We start from the raw sequence: 15,455 nt of genomic DNA, 5'->3' as shown, positions 1-15,455 counted from the left end.
CCGTCTCACACCCCCGGTCCACGGAAGCGGGATCGCTCCAGACCGACGGGAGCGCGGCGTACGGCCGACCGGCCGTACGCGTTCCACGCCCATGGCGGCAGCGACACCACCGGCGTCGTGCGCGGCGTCGTGCGCGGCATCGAGACGATTACCACGGGGCTGAATTAGAAACGCCTGCGCGAGCCGTTTTCGTCTGCCATGTGAAAAAGATTTCCGTCGGCGACCGGTAGGGTCCGACACGGGCCGGGTGGACGGCTGCCTGCTTGACGCGGCATGGCGGCGATGCAATTTTTTTTGTGACCACCGGCACCGGATGGGATCGGTGGGGCCGGTGCCGTGCGTGTCGTCAATTTCCGTCCCGGGCACGTGGTATTCTTTCCGCTGCTCTACCAGATTCGGAGGTGCGCTTGTGCGTCACTCTCTTCGTGGGCTCGCTGTGGGATCCTGCATTGCGAGCACCGTGCTGATCGGAACGTCGCAGATCTCGGTGACCGCGGCGATCGCGGCGCCGGCGGGGCCGGTACCCGCGCCCGTCCCGGATTCCGCGGTCGCGGCTGGCGCGGTCGGCGCGGATGGCCTGCGGGGCAGGAGTTCCCCAGCCGGCATCACGAAATCCGCGCGGGTGTGTTATTTCGAGACCAGAGGCGACGACGTACACGTCTCCAGTTCCGCTCATGAGGCGTCCGGACACGGCTGGTGGGTCAACATCGACTGCGACGTCACCAAGGCGGTCGTCACCGTCCAGCTGCAGGAGTACTACAGCGACGGCACGTGGCGGAACGTCGGCGCGGTGGGCCGGTCGACGGTGAAGTCCGGCGGCGGCGCCGGAAACCGGGCGACCGGGCGGGGCCACTGCAGGAGCGGCAGTCTGACAGGGTGGCGTAGCGTCATCGACGTGGATCTGGTGGGCGTGCCCGACGACCCGAACAAACTCGTCACGACGGGTCGGAACATCAGGTGCCGGCGGTAGTGCACGAGGGTGACGCGGCCGGGCCCGCCGGCACCCTGTTCGCCTCCCTGTACGGCGAGCTGGCGCCGCACCCGTGGCGGGATCCCTTCGTCGCATCCTCCGACGCGTACAGCCTGTTCGTCGCGAGGTCGTCCGCGCTGGGCTGGCTCACCGAGGCCATGCCGGACGCCTCCGGCGGCCTGTGGGGGATGAACGATGCCGGGCAGGACCGGCCTGCCGCCGCCGGGGCGTCGCCGTCCCGCGCCGCCTGGTTCCAGGTGTCGTTGACCGAACCGGTCCCGAACCGCCGCCCCCTGCCGGTGCAGCCGTTCCTGGCCTGCGCGGACGATGTCGTGGCGCGGATCGGCACGCTGCGGCTGACGGCGGTGCAGCTCCTGCTGCCGGTGCAGCTCCTGCTGCCGGTGCAGGTGTCGCCGGTGGAGGGCCTCGGGATCTCGCCACGGACACCCGCCGTGGGAAGTCTACTGCAGGATGCCGGCTGGTTCGCCGACTGCGCCCCGCGGCACAGAACGCGGGTGCGGGTGACGGTGGACGGCGGGCAGGACCCGGCCATCCGTTCCGCCGCCCCCGCGATGCTCGACTGGCTGCGCAAACTCGACCAGCACGTCTTCTCGGATGACTCGCTCTCTCCGGCGAACGACGACCATCCGGTGCTGGAACCCGCCGTCATCGATGAACTGTGGCAGGGACCTGCTCGGCACCGGGTCACCTTCCAGGGGGCCCTCGCCGAGTGGACGTTGGACGCGCTGGGCTGGCTGGCCGCGTTGCTCGCGGAGGCGAGTGCCCGGCACGGGGTCGGCATCCCGCTACTGGTGACCGCCAGCCGATCGACGAGCCGAACGGGTTGAACTCCCTGGCCGGGGTGACGGCCATCCGGCGCGCCGATATCGTCCGGGTGTGGCCGTCATCGTGCAGTTTATCGTCGCTATAGTGCTGGAGATCACTGGAACGCTGGCGCTCCGGGAGACCAGCGGGTTCACTCGGCTCTGGCCGACCCTGATGGTCTGTGTCTGCTATCCGCTGTCATTTTTTTTCGTGTCTCGAGTGTTGCAGCATCTGGAGATCGGCTTCACTTACGCGGTGTGGTCCGCGGCCGGCACCGCGGCCATGGCCGTCATTGGCGCGGCCGTCTTCGGCGAATCGATGAACGCGCTAAAGGTCGCCTCGCTGGTCCTCGTCATCGTCGGAGTGGTCGGTCTCCAGCTTAGCGGTGCCCGCCGCTGACCAGCTGGTAGCTGGTAGCGGGTTTTTCGGTCGGTCAAAGCGCGGGTAGTTATATTAAGAGCGTGTCTTGTGTGGCCGCTCCGGGTGAACCGCCCCGGGTTCGGTGGAGACCGGGGCGGTTCAGTCAGTCTGACCCCGACCGCTTGGACGTCGTGTGGCGCGCTTAGGGTATCCGGCTCCCCAGATTGAGGCCCTACCAATTCCGGTGGATGTGAAGGTTCATCTCGCCTACCGGGAACCGGGCGGCTGGACCTCTCCCCATCACCGCTTCGGGGATATGGAAGCGGCATCGCGCTACATGGATGCGATCCACCACCTTGCCGGCCATGATGCTGCACGGAGGCGCGTCTGGGTATATAGCCCGTGTACCTGTCCCTAACCACTTGCCCACCTTCTCGTATGAGGGGGTGGGCCTTAGCTTGGTAGGGTATGGCTGTGGCGAAGCTGCTGGTGGTCCATCACACCCCGTCCCCGACCATGCAGGAAATGCTGGAGGCGGTTCTGTCGGGTGCTCGGACGGACGAGATCGAGGGCGTAGAGGTTGAGGTGCGGCCGGCACTCTCAGCCACGGCCTCGGATGCGTTGGCTGCCGATGGGTATATTCTTGGTACTCCGGCGAATATCGGCTATATGTCGGGCGCTTTGAAGCACTTTTTTGATGGTGTGTATTATCCTTGCCTTGAAGCAATCGTCGGCCGGCCGTATGCCCTCTACGTCCACGGCGGCAGCGACACCACCGGCGCCGTGCGATCAGTCGAGACGATCACTGCGGGGCTGCGGTGGAAGCGCTTGCGGGAGCCGCTGACGGTGGTGGGAGCGCTCGACGCTGCTGCCCGCGAAGCATGCTGGGAGTTGGGCGCGACCATGGCGGCCACGCTCGCGGACACGTAGTGTAACCATTCGACGCATGCGACTTTGTGCAAGTTCTGCGACCAGACCTACTTTCCCGTGCTTGAGGCGACCATCGGCCGGCCGTACGCCTTGTATGTCCACGGCAACAGCGACACGACCGGTGCGATCCGTGGGGTCGAGACCATCGCGACCGGGCTGAAGTGGAAGCGCCTTCGGGAGCCGCTGTCGACCATCGGCGAGGTAGATGCCGCTGTACGCGAGGCCTGTTGGGAGCTCGGCGCCACAGCTGCGGCCAGCCTGATGGACGATTGACCCGGGCGTGCCGGTATGGCACTGAACGTGACCGCACGGCGCACGCGACTTTCCTCATGTTTTTGCGGCCAGATCTACTACCCGTGCCTCGACGTGGCGGTAGGCCGGCCGTACGCGCTGTCCACGGTAGCGCGGTAGGTCCACGGCAGTAGTTATACGACCGGCGGGACTCGCGCCGTCGCAACGATCGCCACCGGACTGAAGTGGAAGCACCCCACGAACCTTTTTCGATCATCGTCGAGGTGGACGCGGCTGCCCGCGGAGCCTGTCGGGAGTTCGGCGCCACGGCAGCGGCCAGCCTGATGAAGAGACCTGGAGGGACCGGCCGAAGGCGAGTGCTGTCTGGACGCGTCAGCGGACGGGAGGCATTGCGTGCCAGGGGTCCCAGGTGGACCAGGCCTGCCAGTTCGGCAGGCCGTCGTCGCACAGCCAGTTCCATGAATGCCAAACCGTGCCGTCTCGGTCTATACCAACGAGCTCTTGGTGGCGGTCGGAGTGGGAGCCGGCGGCGATGGCGGTGAGCCACCCGGTCCGCACGGGGCGGGTGGTCGTGTCGGAAGCGACGGTCAGGCGCTGCTCTGCTCCGGTAGCGGCATGTGTGGGGGCGTGGTGTCGTCGCGTGGAGTGGTCATGTCCGTCCAGTCCGACCAGCCGGGCTCGGGCCAGTACCACCGGTGTCGCATCCGGCCGGTGGCGTCGAGCGCGTATACCTCCAGGTGACCTTCGGTGAGGGAGGACACCGCGATGTCCGTCGCTGTCATGCCCAGGCGGGTTAGCTTGTGCCAGTCGGACCATTGCGGTTCGGGCATCCACCAGCGGTGCCAGACCTCGCCCTCGACGAGGACGAACAGTTCCTGGTGGGCTCGTCCATGGGAGCCCACCGCGATGGCGTCGAGTGGCCGATCCCAGGGCCCGGCCATGTGGTGCCAGTCGGACGTACGTAGTCGGAAGTCCCGTTGAGTTGATCGACGTTGGCGGTGGCTGGGGGGACTGGGTGTGGCCTGATGGTCTCCGTGGGTGACGGTTCGCTGGTCGGGATAGTTTGCTGCGGTGCGTGGCGGTTGTCGAGTCGGGTGTTTGCGGCGTTGCTGGTGGTGAGGCGCTGGCGGATGTGTTGGTGGAGAACGGCCGTCTGCGAGTCGAGCTCGCGGAGCTGAGGACGGAGCATGCCCGGCTGCTCGCGGGACAGCTCCACCAGGGCCGCACGCACCTCATCCACGGTGGCCTCCCCGAATTGGATGTTCACGGAGAAGTTGAACTCATCCCGACCGCGCATGGCCTCGTCGAGCCCGCCTTCGGTGAGGTCAACGGCGGTGTAGGCCAGCAGTTGCGCGGGCTGGTAGCGGCCGGTAGCCACGATGCGGTCCCACTCCGGCGTCCCCGGATACGGGCGGAACTCGAAGACGGAGGCCCGGAAGTTCCCCGGCTGGCCGTCGGCCACCTCCCACAACTCCCTGACGTGGCGGACGGTGGCCGCCAGCTCCTCCCGCGTCTCGGTGGGGAAGCCCAAGATGAAGTATCCCTTCACCGAGATGCCGCGCTCGTTGAGGCGGCGGACCACGGAGCGGGTCATGTCCGGGGTGATCCGCTTACCCATGTACTTCAAGAGCCGTTCACTGCCGGACTCGACGCCCAGGGCAACTTCGCGCAGGCCGTTGGCGGCCAGCACATCCAACAGGGCGTTGTCGACCCGATGCAGGATGTTGATGCGGCCGGTGGCGTCCCAGACGAAGCGGTCCCCGAGGCGAGCGGCGGTGAAGGCCTCCATGCACTGGCGGATGAACCGCTCGTAACCGAGAAAAAGATCATCGACGAAGCGGAAGGCGGTCACGCCGCCTGTGGCGTGCAGCACCTCCATCTCCGCGATGATGCCGGCCGGGGTGCGGGTGCGGATGGTGATGTCTGGGTTGGCGCTAACAGCAGCGCCGCAGAAGGAGCAATCGTAAGGACACCCGCGGGCACCGACCATGTTGGCCTCGACGCGGCCGTCTGGCGCCTGGTACGGGTCGCCCACCAGAAACCGGCGGTCGACGAAGGGCAGGCGGTCCACATCCGGGCTCAGGTGGTGGCCCGCGCCCGGACGGCCGCCGGTGACAGGCTGGCGAAGGATGGGATCGAGCCACATCACGCCGGGCAGGTCGGCGCGGGAGCGTTTGTCCTGCAACAGCTCAGCCACGCGGGTCTCGCCCTCGCCCAGCACCAGGGCCTCCAGCGCCCCGAAACGGGGGTCGGTGATGATGGCGGCAGGCATGGCCTTGGCCTGGTGCCCGCCGATCATGACCATGATGTCCCGGTCCAAGCCGGCGGCGATTTCGGCGCTCACCTCGTAGGTGGGGGCCAGGAGGTTGAAACCGGCCCAGCGCGGTCCGAGGCGGTTCACCAGTTGATAGGTCTCTTTGACGCCGAGCCCCAAAGCCTCGGCGTCGAGCACGCCGACGTTGAAGCCTTGGGCCGCCGCGTAGGTTGCGATGTAGGCCATGCCCAACACGGGCAACGTGAAGTCGTTTACCCGTGGGCGGACGCCGTAGTCACGCAGCGGGGCGTTAATAAAAACGGCGTCGAGCGGCTGGTTCAGGTCGGCGCCCAGGACGGGGCCGTCATCCAATGTCTCCACGGTATGAACCCCAAGCGAGGGTCAGTATGGTCAAGGTTGATAGGTGTTCCCCCGCCAGATGCCGCCACTGGGCACCGAAGGCACGCTCATTGTTGAACCAATGGTGCGCTGGGGCAGCTCGCCCCGCCCACGTGCGTACGGCCAGATCGGCGTAGGGGTAGAGGTCCCAGGTATTGGTGTAGTCAGCAACAGCAGCGCCGGCCGTCCAAGGGCCAATCCGCTGGACGCTTTGCAATTCGTCGACCAGGGCAGCCAGGGGTAGGCGGTTCCAGTTTTCGCCGTGGGCCAGGTAGGCCGTAGCGGCGGCCCGCAGCGCTGGCCGCTTGAAAGCTAGCCCTAGTTCTCCGTACTGCTCGTCGTCTAGCTCTAGGATTTTTTCGGGGCTCGGAAACAGGCCGAACGCGCCACCGTCCGGCAGCGCCACTTGCTCGCCGTGGGCCGCACATAGTGCCCGGTAGAGCTTCTTGGATTGCCCCGCCCGGATGACTTGACGCAAGATCGCGGTCGCTAGGGCCTCCCACAGCGAGGGGTTGCGGAAACGTCCCACCAGCCCGAGGCCAGCCAGCTCCTTGGCGAGCTCCGGCACTTCGCTAGCTGCTCCCTCCGGCAAGCCGAAGACATCCGCCAGCGGCTCCGCCGCCTCATCGCCCAGTGCCGCGAGCGTCAATTTGCCGCCGTGAACCTCCGCCAAGACCGGGCCGCCAGGCAACGCAAATACGCGGCGTACCCCATCTGCTGCGGGAAGCCAGGCGGGGTACTCGGTCATCCAGCGGTCTGCGGCAAACGGCATGAGGAAACTCCGGAAGTACGACGGTATTGGGCGAAGATATTGGCGCTATTATCTCATGGCGTCACTCCGGGGTAGGCGACTGTCCAGGGCTTGCAGGCCAGCGAGCACCCGTTTTAGAACTGCCATGTCATCGAAAACCAACCCAGGATCGGCACGTGCAACCGTAGCCCGACGGTGCGGGAGAAGCGGGTGCGACTCCTGGGATTCGGGCGGTGCCGGTGCCTCAATCTGGCACCAGGTCACTTTGCCAACTCCGGTGGGTGATGGGCAGTAGGCTGCCGCCGTGCTCAGGGCTTCGACAATGTGAAGGCCCCGGCCACTCTCACCGTGAAGATACTGAACCTGAAGTTCGGGCGGCTTCGGGTTGCGATCCCAGACTTCAAGTATGAGGCTCCCGGCGGCCCAACTGATGCGCATGGATACGATGGGCCTTGAGCCGCCGCCGGAACTTTGGGTGGCCCGGACGGCATTAGTAATGAGTTCTGAAATCAACAGGGCCGTGGTGTCGAGAAGATCTGTAAGCCTCCAGTCCTCCAGCAGCTCGGCCGCCGCTTGCCGCGCCAAGGCCGGGGCCGTGGTGGTGGCGGCGAACCTGGTGGACGCTCGCGCGCAGGTGAGCGGCTGGCTGGGGTGCAGTGCTGGCCGGAAGGTTCATGTCGACCTCGGCGAAGGGACGGCGGGCGTTACGGTGAGCACCCGCGCGCCCAACACCTCGATCTCCACTTCGATGGCCTGCCGGACGGCGGGCAAGGGAGAGAGGTGATCGAGACTTGCCACCAGGACCCCGGCGGCTTCCGACCTCATGACGGCTTCGAGGAGGACCGTGAGGCCGGGACGCACGATGCGCCCCGGGGGAATGGAACGGTCGACAAAAATTTCTGCCAGGGCCAAGCCTTCGGCCTGCGCGTGGGCGGTGAGCTGGTCGTGGAGCCGGTCGATTTCGGCTTCGTCGGCGTGCTCGGAGCTGATGTAGCCGTACACCGTCCGCGCCGACTGGCACTCCGCCGAGGACGGCGGGCGGCCGTTCATGAGGCGGTGAAGCGGGTGGTGGCCTGGCTGCTCGGAAGGAACCCCGGCCAGATGAGGAAGGCCCGGCGGGACAGGCTAGCGGCAGGGGTGCGGCGCTGGCGGGCCAGCATCCGCCGCGCCTCGCCGTGCAACCGGCGCAGTTCCGCGGTGACGGCTTCGGTTCGCTCTTCCAAGGCTGCCTGCTGTACAGCGGTGGTGGGCAGGTCGCCCGCGTCGCAAGCGAGGACGACGCCAGCGGCTTCCAGCCGTCCCAACGCTGCCCCGAGCCCTTCGGTGATGAGCCGCAGCGCCGCACTGCCCGGCGGCCCCAGTACGGAGTCTTGCCTTCCGGTGTTTGCATCCACCGGTGCCTCCAATCCTGGCAGGAAGATCCACTGATGTGGACGGGCGCCCGAGGCCGGGGAGCAGGGTCCTCTACCCGGCCCCGGGCGCCTTGGTCCTCAGCGTGAGCGGGCGGGACGGATGCGGCCATGCCGGGCCATGTATGACGGCTATACGTGCCGCCGCCAGTTCCCCACCTGGCGTGACCAATGCCCCTTTACGCTGCTGCCGAGCGCACTTGGATGACCACGAGTGGGAGCGGCCGGGGGCATGGACAGGGCATCAGGCCGGTACTGCCGCTCCTGCGGGAGCCGTCTCGCCCGCGACAACGCGGCCGGGTCCTGTGCCCCCTGCCAGCGCAAACAGGAGCAGCTGCGCCTTCAGGCCCCGGTGGTGCCTGATCACTTCTGGCAGACCGATGAACTACGCGACGCCCTGGCCAGCTGGCACATGGGCCGGGTGATCGCCGCCTACCGCCGCAACCCCTGGCACGGCCGGGTGCTGGCGCAGGAACTGGTTGGCGGCTGGGCCGACCTCTCCCAGGTGCAGCTATCCCGCATCGAGTCCGGCCCGCCGATCAAGGACCTGGACCGGCTGATGATGTGGGCGCGCACCTTGCGCATCCCCGCTCATCTGCTGTGGTTCCAGCTCCCCGAGCAGCGCCCCGCACCTGTAGCGGCGGCCCCGACGCCGCCGGTACCCGCGGGGCCGGACCTGCCGGCGCTGCTGGGCAGCCTGACGGCTGGGCGCCTCCCGTTGGCCGCCGGCGAGACCCGTAGCCCCACCATCGGCATTTCCGCCTTCGAGGGCATGACTACGGGCCAGAGCGCCGAACTGCTGCTGAAATTGTTCTTGCAGCTTGACGACGAGTTGGGCGGCGACAGCCTGTATCTGCCCCTATCCCGGTACGTGGCCCGGATGGCCGTGACGGTGGAGCAGGACCCCGGTGATGGTTTGCTCGCTTTCGGCCAGCTCGCCCAGATGACGGGGTGGCTGGCGCTGGACGCTGACCACCACGCCCAGGCCCGCCGCTACTTCACCACCACCATCTACGTGGCCCATGAGAGCGACGAACCGGGCCTGGCCGCCAGCGCCCTGGGTTATATGAGCCTTCAGGAGACCTACCGGGGGCGGCGGGGGCCGGCGCTGTCGCTAGCGCAAACCGCGCTCGCCTCCGGGACGGCCGGGCTTACGCCGCTGACCAAGACGATGTTGGGTACCCGCCTGGCTCGGGCCCAGGCCGGCGTTGGCGACCAGGACGGCTGCCGCCGCACCTTGGACGCCGCCCGTACCGACTTCGAGGCCGCCGGCCACCGGGACGAGCCCATGTGGGTGTCCTACGTCGACGAGGTAGAGGTAGCCGCCCAGGAAGGCGCCTGCCTGCTGGAACTGGGCCAAACCGGCGAGGCCGCCTCGGCGCTGACGCAGGCCATTGGCCTGCTTACCCAGCGCACACCCCACCGCATCCGGGACCAGGTGCATTACCTGTCCCGGCTGGCGAAGTGCCACTTGAAGGCGGGCGACGTTGAGCAGGCCTGCCAGACGGCGGCCGATGCCCTCTCCCTGAGCGAAGCCATCGGCTCGACGCGGGTAGCTCTGCGCCTGAAAGAATTTGCGGACGGGCTTGAGCCCTTCGGCACCGTGCCCGCGGCGCGGGACTTCGGCGAGCGGTTCCGCCTGGCGACCGCTGGCCCCGGCAGTTAGCCCACGAGGCCGAAGACGGCCGCTTGGAGGGCGCGGGGCCGGGTGAGGTCCGGCAAAACGGCTTCGGCCCCAGCGGCCTCGAGGTCCGCCACGGTGCTGCCGCCGGTGGCAACGCCCACCGCCCGCACACCAGCATCGTGGGCGCCCTTGACATCGTGCGGCGTATCCCCGATCACCACCACCCTGGGCCGGGGGAAGCTCACCTGGTGGGCGGCCTCGGCCCGCTTAACCGCCAGCCGGACCAACACGGCCCGGTCGCTGTCGTCGTCGCCGTAGCCGCCCACGGCCAGGTCTAGATGCTCCGTGAGCCCGAAGGCGGCCAGCTTGACTTCGGCGATGGAGTGCAGGTTGCCCGTCACGACAGATTGCACAACACCATCGGCAACGAGAGCCGCGATGGCCTCCCCAGCACCGGGCAGGCTGCGGCCGGCGCCCCGCATCCGGTCCTGGAGCTGCCGGGCCGCCTCGCCCAGGGCGTCGTAGAAGGCCGGTAGCAGCGGCTCCGGCTCGGTGATCCCGCCGAGTTGGAGCGTCTCGATAATGATCGCCCGCTCCGTGCGGCCGGTCATGTCGGCCAGCTGTTCCATGGGGCTGCCCGTTACCAGCTGGTAGGCGCGGGCGTAGATGTCCCGGCTGACGCCCTTGATCTCTAGCAGGGTGTGGTCGACGTCCCAAAGGATGAGGGCCGGTGCGGTCACCCGGTCATGATCCCACATCGAAGGAACGGCGGGTGGTGACCGCCGGCTCCCGTCCGGTGGACTTTTGGCCGCTACACTCTCGATCACGTTGATACCCAGGCGGCATCCCACGGGAGCGATCACATGCCGGAGCTGGCCGCGCCTTACTGCGAGTGCGGCACCCGGCTGGCCGCCGACAACGCCGGCCCCCGCTGCACCGGATGCCTGGGGCGAGTCCGCCGGGAAGCCGAAGGCCCGCCGGCGCTTCCGGATCACTTCTGGCAGACCGATCAACTCCGCGACGCCTTCGCGGCCCAGCACATCGGCCTGATCTCCGTGGCCTACCGCCAAAGCCCGTACCACCGCCGGCCCATCAGCCAGGAGCGGCTTGGTGGGTGGCTCAATTTGACCCAGGCCCAGGTGAGCCGGATCGAGAGTGGCCCGCCCATCCGGGACTTGGACCGCCTGACGCACTGGGCCAGGACACTTCGGCTGCCGCCTGCCCTGCTTTGGTTCGACCTTCCCGGGCAACCGCGGGTACCCCTGGCGGCGTCTTCCACGCCGGCCTGGATGGGTGGACCGGGTTACGGCTCCATCGCTGCCACCGTCGAGGGTGGAGCCCTGGAGACGATCCGCGCCGCCGCCCTGGCCTTCCGGGCTGCCGACCGCCAGCTCGGGGGCGGGCGGCTGTACCCAGTGGTAGTGCGGTTCATCCAGACCGAAGTTGCTCCGCAGCTGGTGGGCCACCAGCACCCGCCGTCGGCGGTATTTTCGGCGGCCTCGTCGCTGACGGACATGGCCGGCTGGCCTACGACGACGAGCGGGGCGACCTCGCGGGGCAGCACTTCGTGCAGGCCTTCGGCCTTGCCACCGCCGCCGGCGACCAAGCCCTGAGTGCCCAAGCCCTCGTGAGCCAGAGTCACCTAGCCTTGGAGGATGACCGTCCCCGCGACGCCGTCCGGCTGGCCGAGGCTGGCCTTGCCCTGGTGCCGGATGATCCGGGCTGCGGCGCATTGCGTACCCGGCTTCATGCCATGAAGGCCAGGGGCAGCGCCTTGGCCGGAGCACCGGCCGACTGCTTGACCGCCCTCCGGGCCTCCGTACTGGAACTGTCACGTGCCGCCACCGGTGGCCACGAGTGGCTGAGCCCATTCGACGAAGCAGCGCTGGCCGCTGAGGCCGCCATTTGCTTGCGGGATCTTCGTGACCTTGCCGGAGCCGAGCGCCAGGTTGCCCGCGTGCTGGAGCTTCGAGGCCCCGACCGGGTTCGTAGCCGGGCCTTCGGGAACCTGACCTTGGCCACGGTGCGTCTTGGGGCCGGCGACCTTGAGGGGGCGTGTGAAGCCGGCGGCCAGGTGCTCGACGTGACGCCGCATCTGGCATCCGATCGCGTCGTCGGCCAGCTTCGGGCCCTTGGCCACCGGCTTGAACCTCACGGAGCTGTTGGGCCCGTAGCCAATTTTCTTGGGCGGATGACCACGACGTTGCCACGACCCCGGCCGGCTGAGGCTTCATGAACATCGAACAGGAGTGGGAGGCCAGCTACGCCGGCCGCGATGCCGCCGAGTTCGCCCACCTGGCCGAAGGCAACGCCCGCCAGGCCCGCAAGCGGGTATCGGCTGATGCTCTGATCCGCGACGAAGCCGGCCGCCTCCTGCTGGTTGATCCGACATACAAGCCGGATTGGGATCTACCGGGCGGGATGGCTGAAGCCAACGAGCCGCCGCGGGACGCCCTGCGGCGCGAGCTGAAGGAAGAACTCGGTCTTGATCCGCAGGTGGGTGACCTGCTGTGCGTGGACTGGGTTTCACCGCATGGGCCGTGGGATGACCTGCTGGCCTTCGTCTTCGACGGCGGCGCCCTCACCCAGCAGCAAGCGCAGGGGCTGCGCTCCGTGGACCCGGAGCTGGCGGCCGTCCGCTTCTGCTCCCCGGAGGAGGCGGCCCAGCTACTCCGGCCGTATGTATGGCGGCGGGTACACGTAGCACTCGCCGTGCTGGGCGGAGGAGGTGTCCGCTACCTCCAGGACGGCCATAGTTGACCGTCCTGGTGCTGCTGGGACGGTCGTTCAACAGAAGTACAGGCACTTTGCACCAGCCTGCCGCCCTCGACAACTCCGCGCGAGCCTGGGCGGTGGAGCTGGCCCGCGCAGCCTGGCGCATGTTCGTCGTCGTCTGCCTGGCCATCGAGGTCACGCATTGCGTCCTGAGTGGTCGCAAGCGGCCCCGGCACCGCCGCTTGCCGAGCATCCGGCCGCCCTGAAGCGGCGCAAATGAAAAAGCGGCTGCCCGCTGGAACGGGAGCCGCAATAAGCACTAACGGAAAAACTCACTCTTAGCTTACCGGGCATCCGGATGTCGGTCAATGCCTTTCGTCAGCCTACCCCTCCCCTTACAAGTCAAAGGGGTCGCGGCCGGTGCTCGGCTAAGAGGGACAGTAAACAAGGAACTCCGCCATGAGCGCCTTCATGGTATCTAATACACACATTGATGCCCTCCTCACAGCTGCTCTCCATTTCGGCACGCAACTTCCCTTGTCCTGGTATGACACCAAAGAGAAACCCGCTGAGGGCTACCAGCGAGGAGCACCCTGGGGGCCAGGGACGGCCGAGTGGTAAAACAACACCGCCGTACCTTGACGCCAGAGAGTGTCCATTCACGGGTGTGCCGGGGTAGCCCGCTGACCTTGGGGTTTGTGTTGCGGGGACGTGCTGTGGCCGTTGCTTGATCCTGGTGGCTGGGCGTGGATGATCAGGGTTGTGGCTGAGCTGTCCGCGTCGTCGTGGGAGTCGCGTCTCGCGGCTGCCGAGGCGCGGATCGAGGAACTCGCCGTCGGGCAGGCCGCGTCGGTGGCGGCGAACGAGCGGTTGGTGTCGGTCAACGAGCGGCTGCGTCGGGTCGTGGAGGACTCGGCCGCGCGGCATGAGGTGGAGCTTGGCGCGGTGCGCGCCGAGCGGGACCGGGCCGTGCGGCGGGTCGAGGAGCTTGAGCTCGAGTTCGCCGAGCTGCGCCGGCGGCTGTCGCGGGACAGCACGAACTCCTCTGTGCCGCCGTCGAAGGATCCGGTCGGGGCGAGGGAGAAGCGGAAGGCCGAGCGGCGGGCGTCCTCGGAGCGGGTCCGGTCGAAGGAGAAGAAGCCGGGTGGGCAGCCGGGTCATCCGGGGGCGGGGCTGGCCCGGGAGGAGACGCCGGACCGGTCGTTATCGGCGGACCCGCCGTCGGAATGCTCGTCCTGCGCGGCGGATCTGTCCGGCGCGGGGGTGCTGGCGGACGGGTGGGCGCAGGTCTGGGACCTGCTCGAACCGGTGCTGGAGAAGGTCGAGTGGGCGCTGCCTCGGCGGCGCTGCGCGTGCTGCCGGAAGGTCACCACCGCCGTGGTTCCGGGGGTGCGGCACGCGGCGGCGGGCGCGGTGTCCTGCGGGCCCAGGCTGCACGGCGCGGCGGTGCTGCTCGCCTCCGAGGGCAACGTGCCGGTGGAGCGGGCCGCGATGGTGATCGACGGGCTGCTGGGGGTGCCGGTCTCGTCCGGGTTCGTCGCCCGCGCGAACGAGCGGCTCGCGCAGGATCTTCAGGCTGCCGGGTTCGACGAGGCGATGAAGGCGGCGCTGCGGGCCGAACCGGTGCTCTGCGGGGACGAGTCGCCCGTCAACGTGCTGCGCAAGGATCGTGACGAGGTCACCGGCACCGCCCTGTCGGGCACCCCGCACCTGCTGGTGGTGCGCACCCCGGCGCCCGGGCTGGTCTGGTATGCGGCGATCAGCTCCCGCTCGTCCGGGGCGATCGACGCCACCGGCGTCCTCACCGGCTGGCACGGCTACCTGACCCGCGACGACTACGCCGGCTGGCACCAGTACGACCCCACGCTCGCCGGCGTGCAGTTGTGCTGTGCCCATCTCATCAGGGCGTTGCGTGCGGTGCTGATCCTCGCGCCGAAGGTCCAGAAGTGGGCGGGCCGGCTCATCGACCTGCTCCGCGAGGCCAACGGCCTGGTCGTCGCCGCCCGCGCCGCCGGGAACAGCCGCCTCGGCCAGGCCGCGATCGACGCGCTGCGGGCCCGCTACGACGCCGACGTCCGGATCGGCGAGCTGACGAACATGTCCCGCCCCTGGGCCGACGAGAAGAACCATCCCGGCCTGGTCCTGGCCCGCCGGCTCGCCGCGAAGGCAGACCAGGTCTGGCTCTTCACCACCGACTTCAAGATCCCATGGACGAACAACCCCAGCGAGCAGGCCATACGCCTCCCGAAACGCCACCAGGCCGTCTCGGGCTACTGGCACACCCCCACCATGGCCGCCTACCTACGCGTGCGCTCCTACCTCGTCTCCGCCCGCGACCACGGCCTGACCGCCGTCGACGCCATCCGCCTCGCCCTCGCCGGTACGCCCTGGATGCCAGCCAGGCGCGCGGCCAGCCCCACACACGCTCTCGCCACCTAAACCAACATCAACACGGGGCTGCTCAAGCCGTCACCCGTGAATGGACACTTGACTGGGGGCGGGGTCAAACGGTCGTAGCGACGCCTCGATAGGATGATCGCGATGGCGTCGAGGCTGCGGGCAGCCAGGTGCACCAGCGCGGTCCGCTTGATCTGTGACCACACCCCTCCGCCGGGTTCAGCTCGGGGGCATAGGCCGGCAACGCCACCACGCTCACCCAATCTGCGTGTTCCTGTAGAAACGCGGCCATCTCCGCCTGGCGGTGGATGTTCACCCCGTCCCAGACCAGGATCATCCGGCCCCCGGGAAGCTGGGCGTGCGCGGCGGCCAGCAGATCCCGGCAGTCCTGCCAGCCGATGCCTTTCCGGCCGCTGCCACCACGCCAGGTCCGGGCCCGGTAGAGCAGCCCTGGGCCGCCACCCGGGGCGGTAGCAGACCATCGGCGACCACACTCACCCGTCCGGACCCGCCCGGCCGGGTACCCGCACCACCGGTGTTCGCCCACGTCGACCCCAGGTCCGTGCCCG

General features: G+C 68.3%; 19 protein-coding genes. 10 read left to right on the top strand and 9 right to left on the bottom strand.

Annotated elements, in window-relative coordinates; genetic code table 11:
• Positions 1-460: 460 nt before the first annotated feature.
• The 5 genes from BMG523DRAFT_RS13110 (at position 461) to BMG523DRAFT_RS13090 (ending at position 3,358) form a co-directional block, all read left to right on the top strand.
• The gene (locus tag BMG523DRAFT_RS13110) at positions 461-970 is read left to right on the top strand and encodes a hypothetical protein (RefSeq protein ID WP_049760948.1); all 510 of its coding nucleotides are present in this window, start codon (positions 461-463) and stop codon (positions 968-970) included.
• Positions 958-1,818 (top strand): hypothetical protein, encoded by an 861-nt coding sequence (locus BMG523DRAFT_RS13105; protein ID WP_011437285.1) that lies wholly within the window; start codon positions 958-960, stop codon positions 1,816-1,818. Before BMG523DRAFT_RS13110 ends, BMG523DRAFT_RS13105 begins: the two co-directional genes overlap by 13 nt.
• A 49-nt stretch (positions 1,819-1,867) precedes the next feature.
• The gene (locus BMG523DRAFT_RS13100; protein WP_023841168.1) at positions 1,868-2,194 is read left to right on the top strand and encodes a multidrug efflux SMR transporter; all 327 of its coding nucleotides are present in this window, start codon (positions 1,868-1,870) and stop codon (positions 2,192-2,194) included.
• 429 nt (positions 2,195-2,623) lie between these two features.
• Positions 2,624-3,085, top strand: coding sequence for a flavodoxin family protein (locus BMG523DRAFT_RS13095; RefSeq protein ID WP_082456722.1), 462 nt, complete (start codon positions 2,624-2,626; stop codon positions 3,083-3,085).
• Between the two features lie 57 nt (positions 3,086-3,142).
• Positions 3,143-3,358: a hypothetical protein gene (locus tag BMG523DRAFT_RS13090; protein ID WP_023841132.1), complete on the top strand. Its 216-nt coding sequence runs from the start codon at positions 3,143-3,145 to the stop codon at positions 3,356-3,358.
• 566 nt (positions 3,359-3,924) lie between these two features.
• Here BMG523DRAFT_RS13090 and BMG523DRAFT_RS13085 read toward each other — a convergent pair.
• The 6 genes from BMG523DRAFT_RS13085 to BMG523DRAFT_RS13065 all read right to left on the bottom strand — a co-directional run bounded on the left by BMG523DRAFT_RS13085 (position 3,925) and on the right by BMG523DRAFT_RS13065 (position 8,135).
• The gene (locus tag BMG523DRAFT_RS13085; protein WP_035912180.1) at positions 3,925-4,119 is read right to left on the bottom strand and encodes a hypothetical protein; all 195 of its coding nucleotides are present in this window, start codon (positions 4,117-4,119) and stop codon (positions 3,925-3,927) included.
• A gap of 11 nt (positions 4,120-4,130) precedes the next feature.
• The gene (locus BMG523DRAFT_RS13080; protein ID WP_011437281.1) at positions 4,131-5,972 is read right to left on the bottom strand and encodes a radical SAM protein; all 1,842 of its coding nucleotides are present in this window, start codon (positions 5,970-5,972) and stop codon (positions 4,131-4,133) included.
• On the bottom strand, positions 5,956-6,762 hold the full coding sequence (locus tag BMG523DRAFT_RS13075; RefSeq protein WP_011437280.1) for a hypothetical protein: 807 nt from the start codon (positions 6,760-6,762) through the stop codon (positions 5,956-5,958). Before BMG523DRAFT_RS13075 ends, BMG523DRAFT_RS13080 begins: the two co-directional genes overlap by 17 nt.
• A 48-nt stretch (positions 6,763-6,810) precedes the next feature.
• Positions 6,811-7,326 carry an ATP-binding protein gene (locus tag BMG523DRAFT_RS23140; protein WP_235187118.1) on the bottom strand — a complete coding sequence of 172 codons (516 nt, stop codon included), beginning with the start codon at positions 7,324-7,326 and terminating at the stop codon, positions 6,811-6,813.
• 87 nt (positions 7,327-7,413) lie between these two features.
• Positions 7,414-7,743 (bottom strand): recombinase family protein, encoded by a 330-nt coding sequence (locus tag BMG523DRAFT_RS13070; RefSeq protein ID WP_035733191.1) that lies wholly within the window; start codon positions 7,741-7,743, stop codon positions 7,414-7,416.
• 44 nt (positions 7,744-7,787) lie between these two features.
• The gene (locus BMG523DRAFT_RS13065; RefSeq protein WP_043591286.1) at positions 7,788-8,135 is read right to left on the bottom strand and encodes a hypothetical protein; all 348 of its coding nucleotides are present in this window, start codon (positions 8,133-8,135) and stop codon (positions 7,788-7,790) included.
• Between the two features lie 247 nt (positions 8,136-8,382).
• Between BMG523DRAFT_RS13065 and BMG523DRAFT_RS13060 the strand changes: the two genes are divergently transcribed.
• Complete coding sequence (locus BMG523DRAFT_RS13060) at positions 8,383-9,816, top strand: hypothetical protein (RefSeq protein WP_035912174.1); 1,434 nt, start codon at positions 8,383-8,385, stop codon at positions 9,814-9,816.
• Here the strand turns inward: BMG523DRAFT_RS13060 and BMG523DRAFT_RS13055 are convergent.
• Positions 9,813-10,514: an HAD family hydrolase gene (locus tag BMG523DRAFT_RS13055; protein WP_198031025.1), complete on the bottom strand. Its 702-nt coding sequence runs from the start codon at positions 10,512-10,514 to the stop codon at positions 9,813-9,815. The genes BMG523DRAFT_RS13060 and BMG523DRAFT_RS13055 overlap by 4 nt on opposite strands.
• A gap of 123 nt (positions 10,515-10,637) precedes the next feature.
• Between BMG523DRAFT_RS13055 and BMG523DRAFT_RS13050 the strand changes: the two genes are divergently transcribed.
• The gene (locus BMG523DRAFT_RS13050) at positions 10,638-11,387 is read left to right on the top strand and encodes a helix-turn-helix transcriptional regulator (RefSeq protein ID WP_023841127.1); all 750 of its coding nucleotides are present in this window, start codon (positions 10,638-10,640) and stop codon (positions 11,385-11,387) included.
• A gap of 218 nt (positions 11,388-11,605) precedes the next feature.
• Here the strand turns inward: BMG523DRAFT_RS13050 and BMG523DRAFT_RS13045 are convergent, their stop codons facing one another.
• Complete coding sequence (locus BMG523DRAFT_RS13045) at positions 11,606-11,914, bottom strand: hypothetical protein (protein WP_023841126.1); 309 nt, start codon at positions 11,912-11,914, stop codon at positions 11,606-11,608.
• A 92-nt stretch (positions 11,915-12,006) separates the two neighbouring features.
• Here BMG523DRAFT_RS13045 and BMG523DRAFT_RS13040 point away from each other — a divergent pair, with 92 nt between their 5' ends.
• The 3 genes from BMG523DRAFT_RS13040 (at position 12,007) to BMG523DRAFT_RS13030 (ending at position 14,928) form a co-directional block, all read left to right on the top strand.
• Positions 12,007-12,534 carry an NUDIX hydrolase gene (locus BMG523DRAFT_RS13040; RefSeq protein WP_011437272.1) on the top strand — a complete coding sequence of 176 codons (528 nt, stop codon included), beginning with the start codon at positions 12,007-12,009 and terminating at the stop codon, positions 12,532-12,534.
• Entirely contained in the window at positions 12,531-12,755 is a 225-nt protein-coding gene (locus tag BMG523DRAFT_RS13035) for a hypothetical protein (RefSeq protein WP_023841125.1), read from the top strand. The genes BMG523DRAFT_RS13040 and BMG523DRAFT_RS13035 overlap by 4 nt, the downstream gene beginning before the upstream one ends.
• Positions 12,756-13,239: 484 nt before the next feature.
• Positions 13,240-14,928, top strand: coding sequence for an IS66 family transposase (locus BMG523DRAFT_RS13030; RefSeq protein WP_083494823.1), 1,689 nt, complete (start codon positions 13,240-13,242; stop codon positions 14,926-14,928).
• Positions 14,929-14,992: 64 nt separating this feature from the next.
• Here the strand turns inward: BMG523DRAFT_RS13030 and BMG523DRAFT_RS23135 are convergent, their stop codons facing one another.
• Positions 14,993-15,433 carry a transposase gene (locus BMG523DRAFT_RS23135; RefSeq protein ID WP_235463123.1) on the bottom strand — a complete coding sequence of 147 codons (441 nt, stop codon included), beginning with the start codon at positions 15,431-15,433 and terminating at the stop codon, positions 14,993-14,995.
• Between the last annotated feature and the right edge of the window lie 22 nt (positions 15,434-15,455).

The organism is Frankia sp. BMG5.23, from assembly GCF_000685765.2.
GTDB lineage: Bacteria > Actinomycetota > Actinomycetes > Frankiales > Frankiaceae > Frankia > Frankia casuarinae.
This window is presented reverse-complemented; position numbering and strand designations above follow the sequence as displayed.

Bases quoted from the DNA above. Each gene is read 5' to 3' on its own strand.
- BMG523DRAFT_RS13095 (WP_082456722.1), top strand. From the start codon at position 2,624: ATGGCTGTGGCGAAGCTGCTGGTGGTCCATCACACCCCGTCCCCGACC.
- BMG523DRAFT_RS13085 (WP_035912180.1), bottom strand. From the start codon at position 4,119: ATGACAGCGACGGACATCGCGGTGTCCTCCCTCACCGAAGGTCACCTG.
- BMG523DRAFT_RS13075 (WP_011437280.1), bottom strand. From the start codon at position 6,762: ATGCCGTTTGCCGCAGACCGCTGGATGACCGAGTACCCCGCCTGGCTT.
- BMG523DRAFT_RS13060 (WP_035912174.1), top strand. From the start codon at position 8,383: ATGGACAGGGCATCAGGCCGGTACTGCCGCTCCTGCGGGAGCCGTCTC.
- BMG523DRAFT_RS13050 (WP_023841127.1), top strand. From the start codon at position 10,638: ATGCCGGAGCTGGCCGCGCCTTACTGCGAGTGCGGCACCCGGCTGGCC.
- BMG523DRAFT_RS13040 (WP_011437272.1), top strand. From the start codon at position 12,007: ATGAACATCGAACAGGAGTGGGAGGCCAGCTACGCCGGCCGCGATGCC.
- BMG523DRAFT_RS13030 (WP_083494823.1), top strand. From the start codon at position 13,240: ATGATCAGGGTTGTGGCTGAGCTGTCCGCGTCGTCGTGGGAGTCGCGT.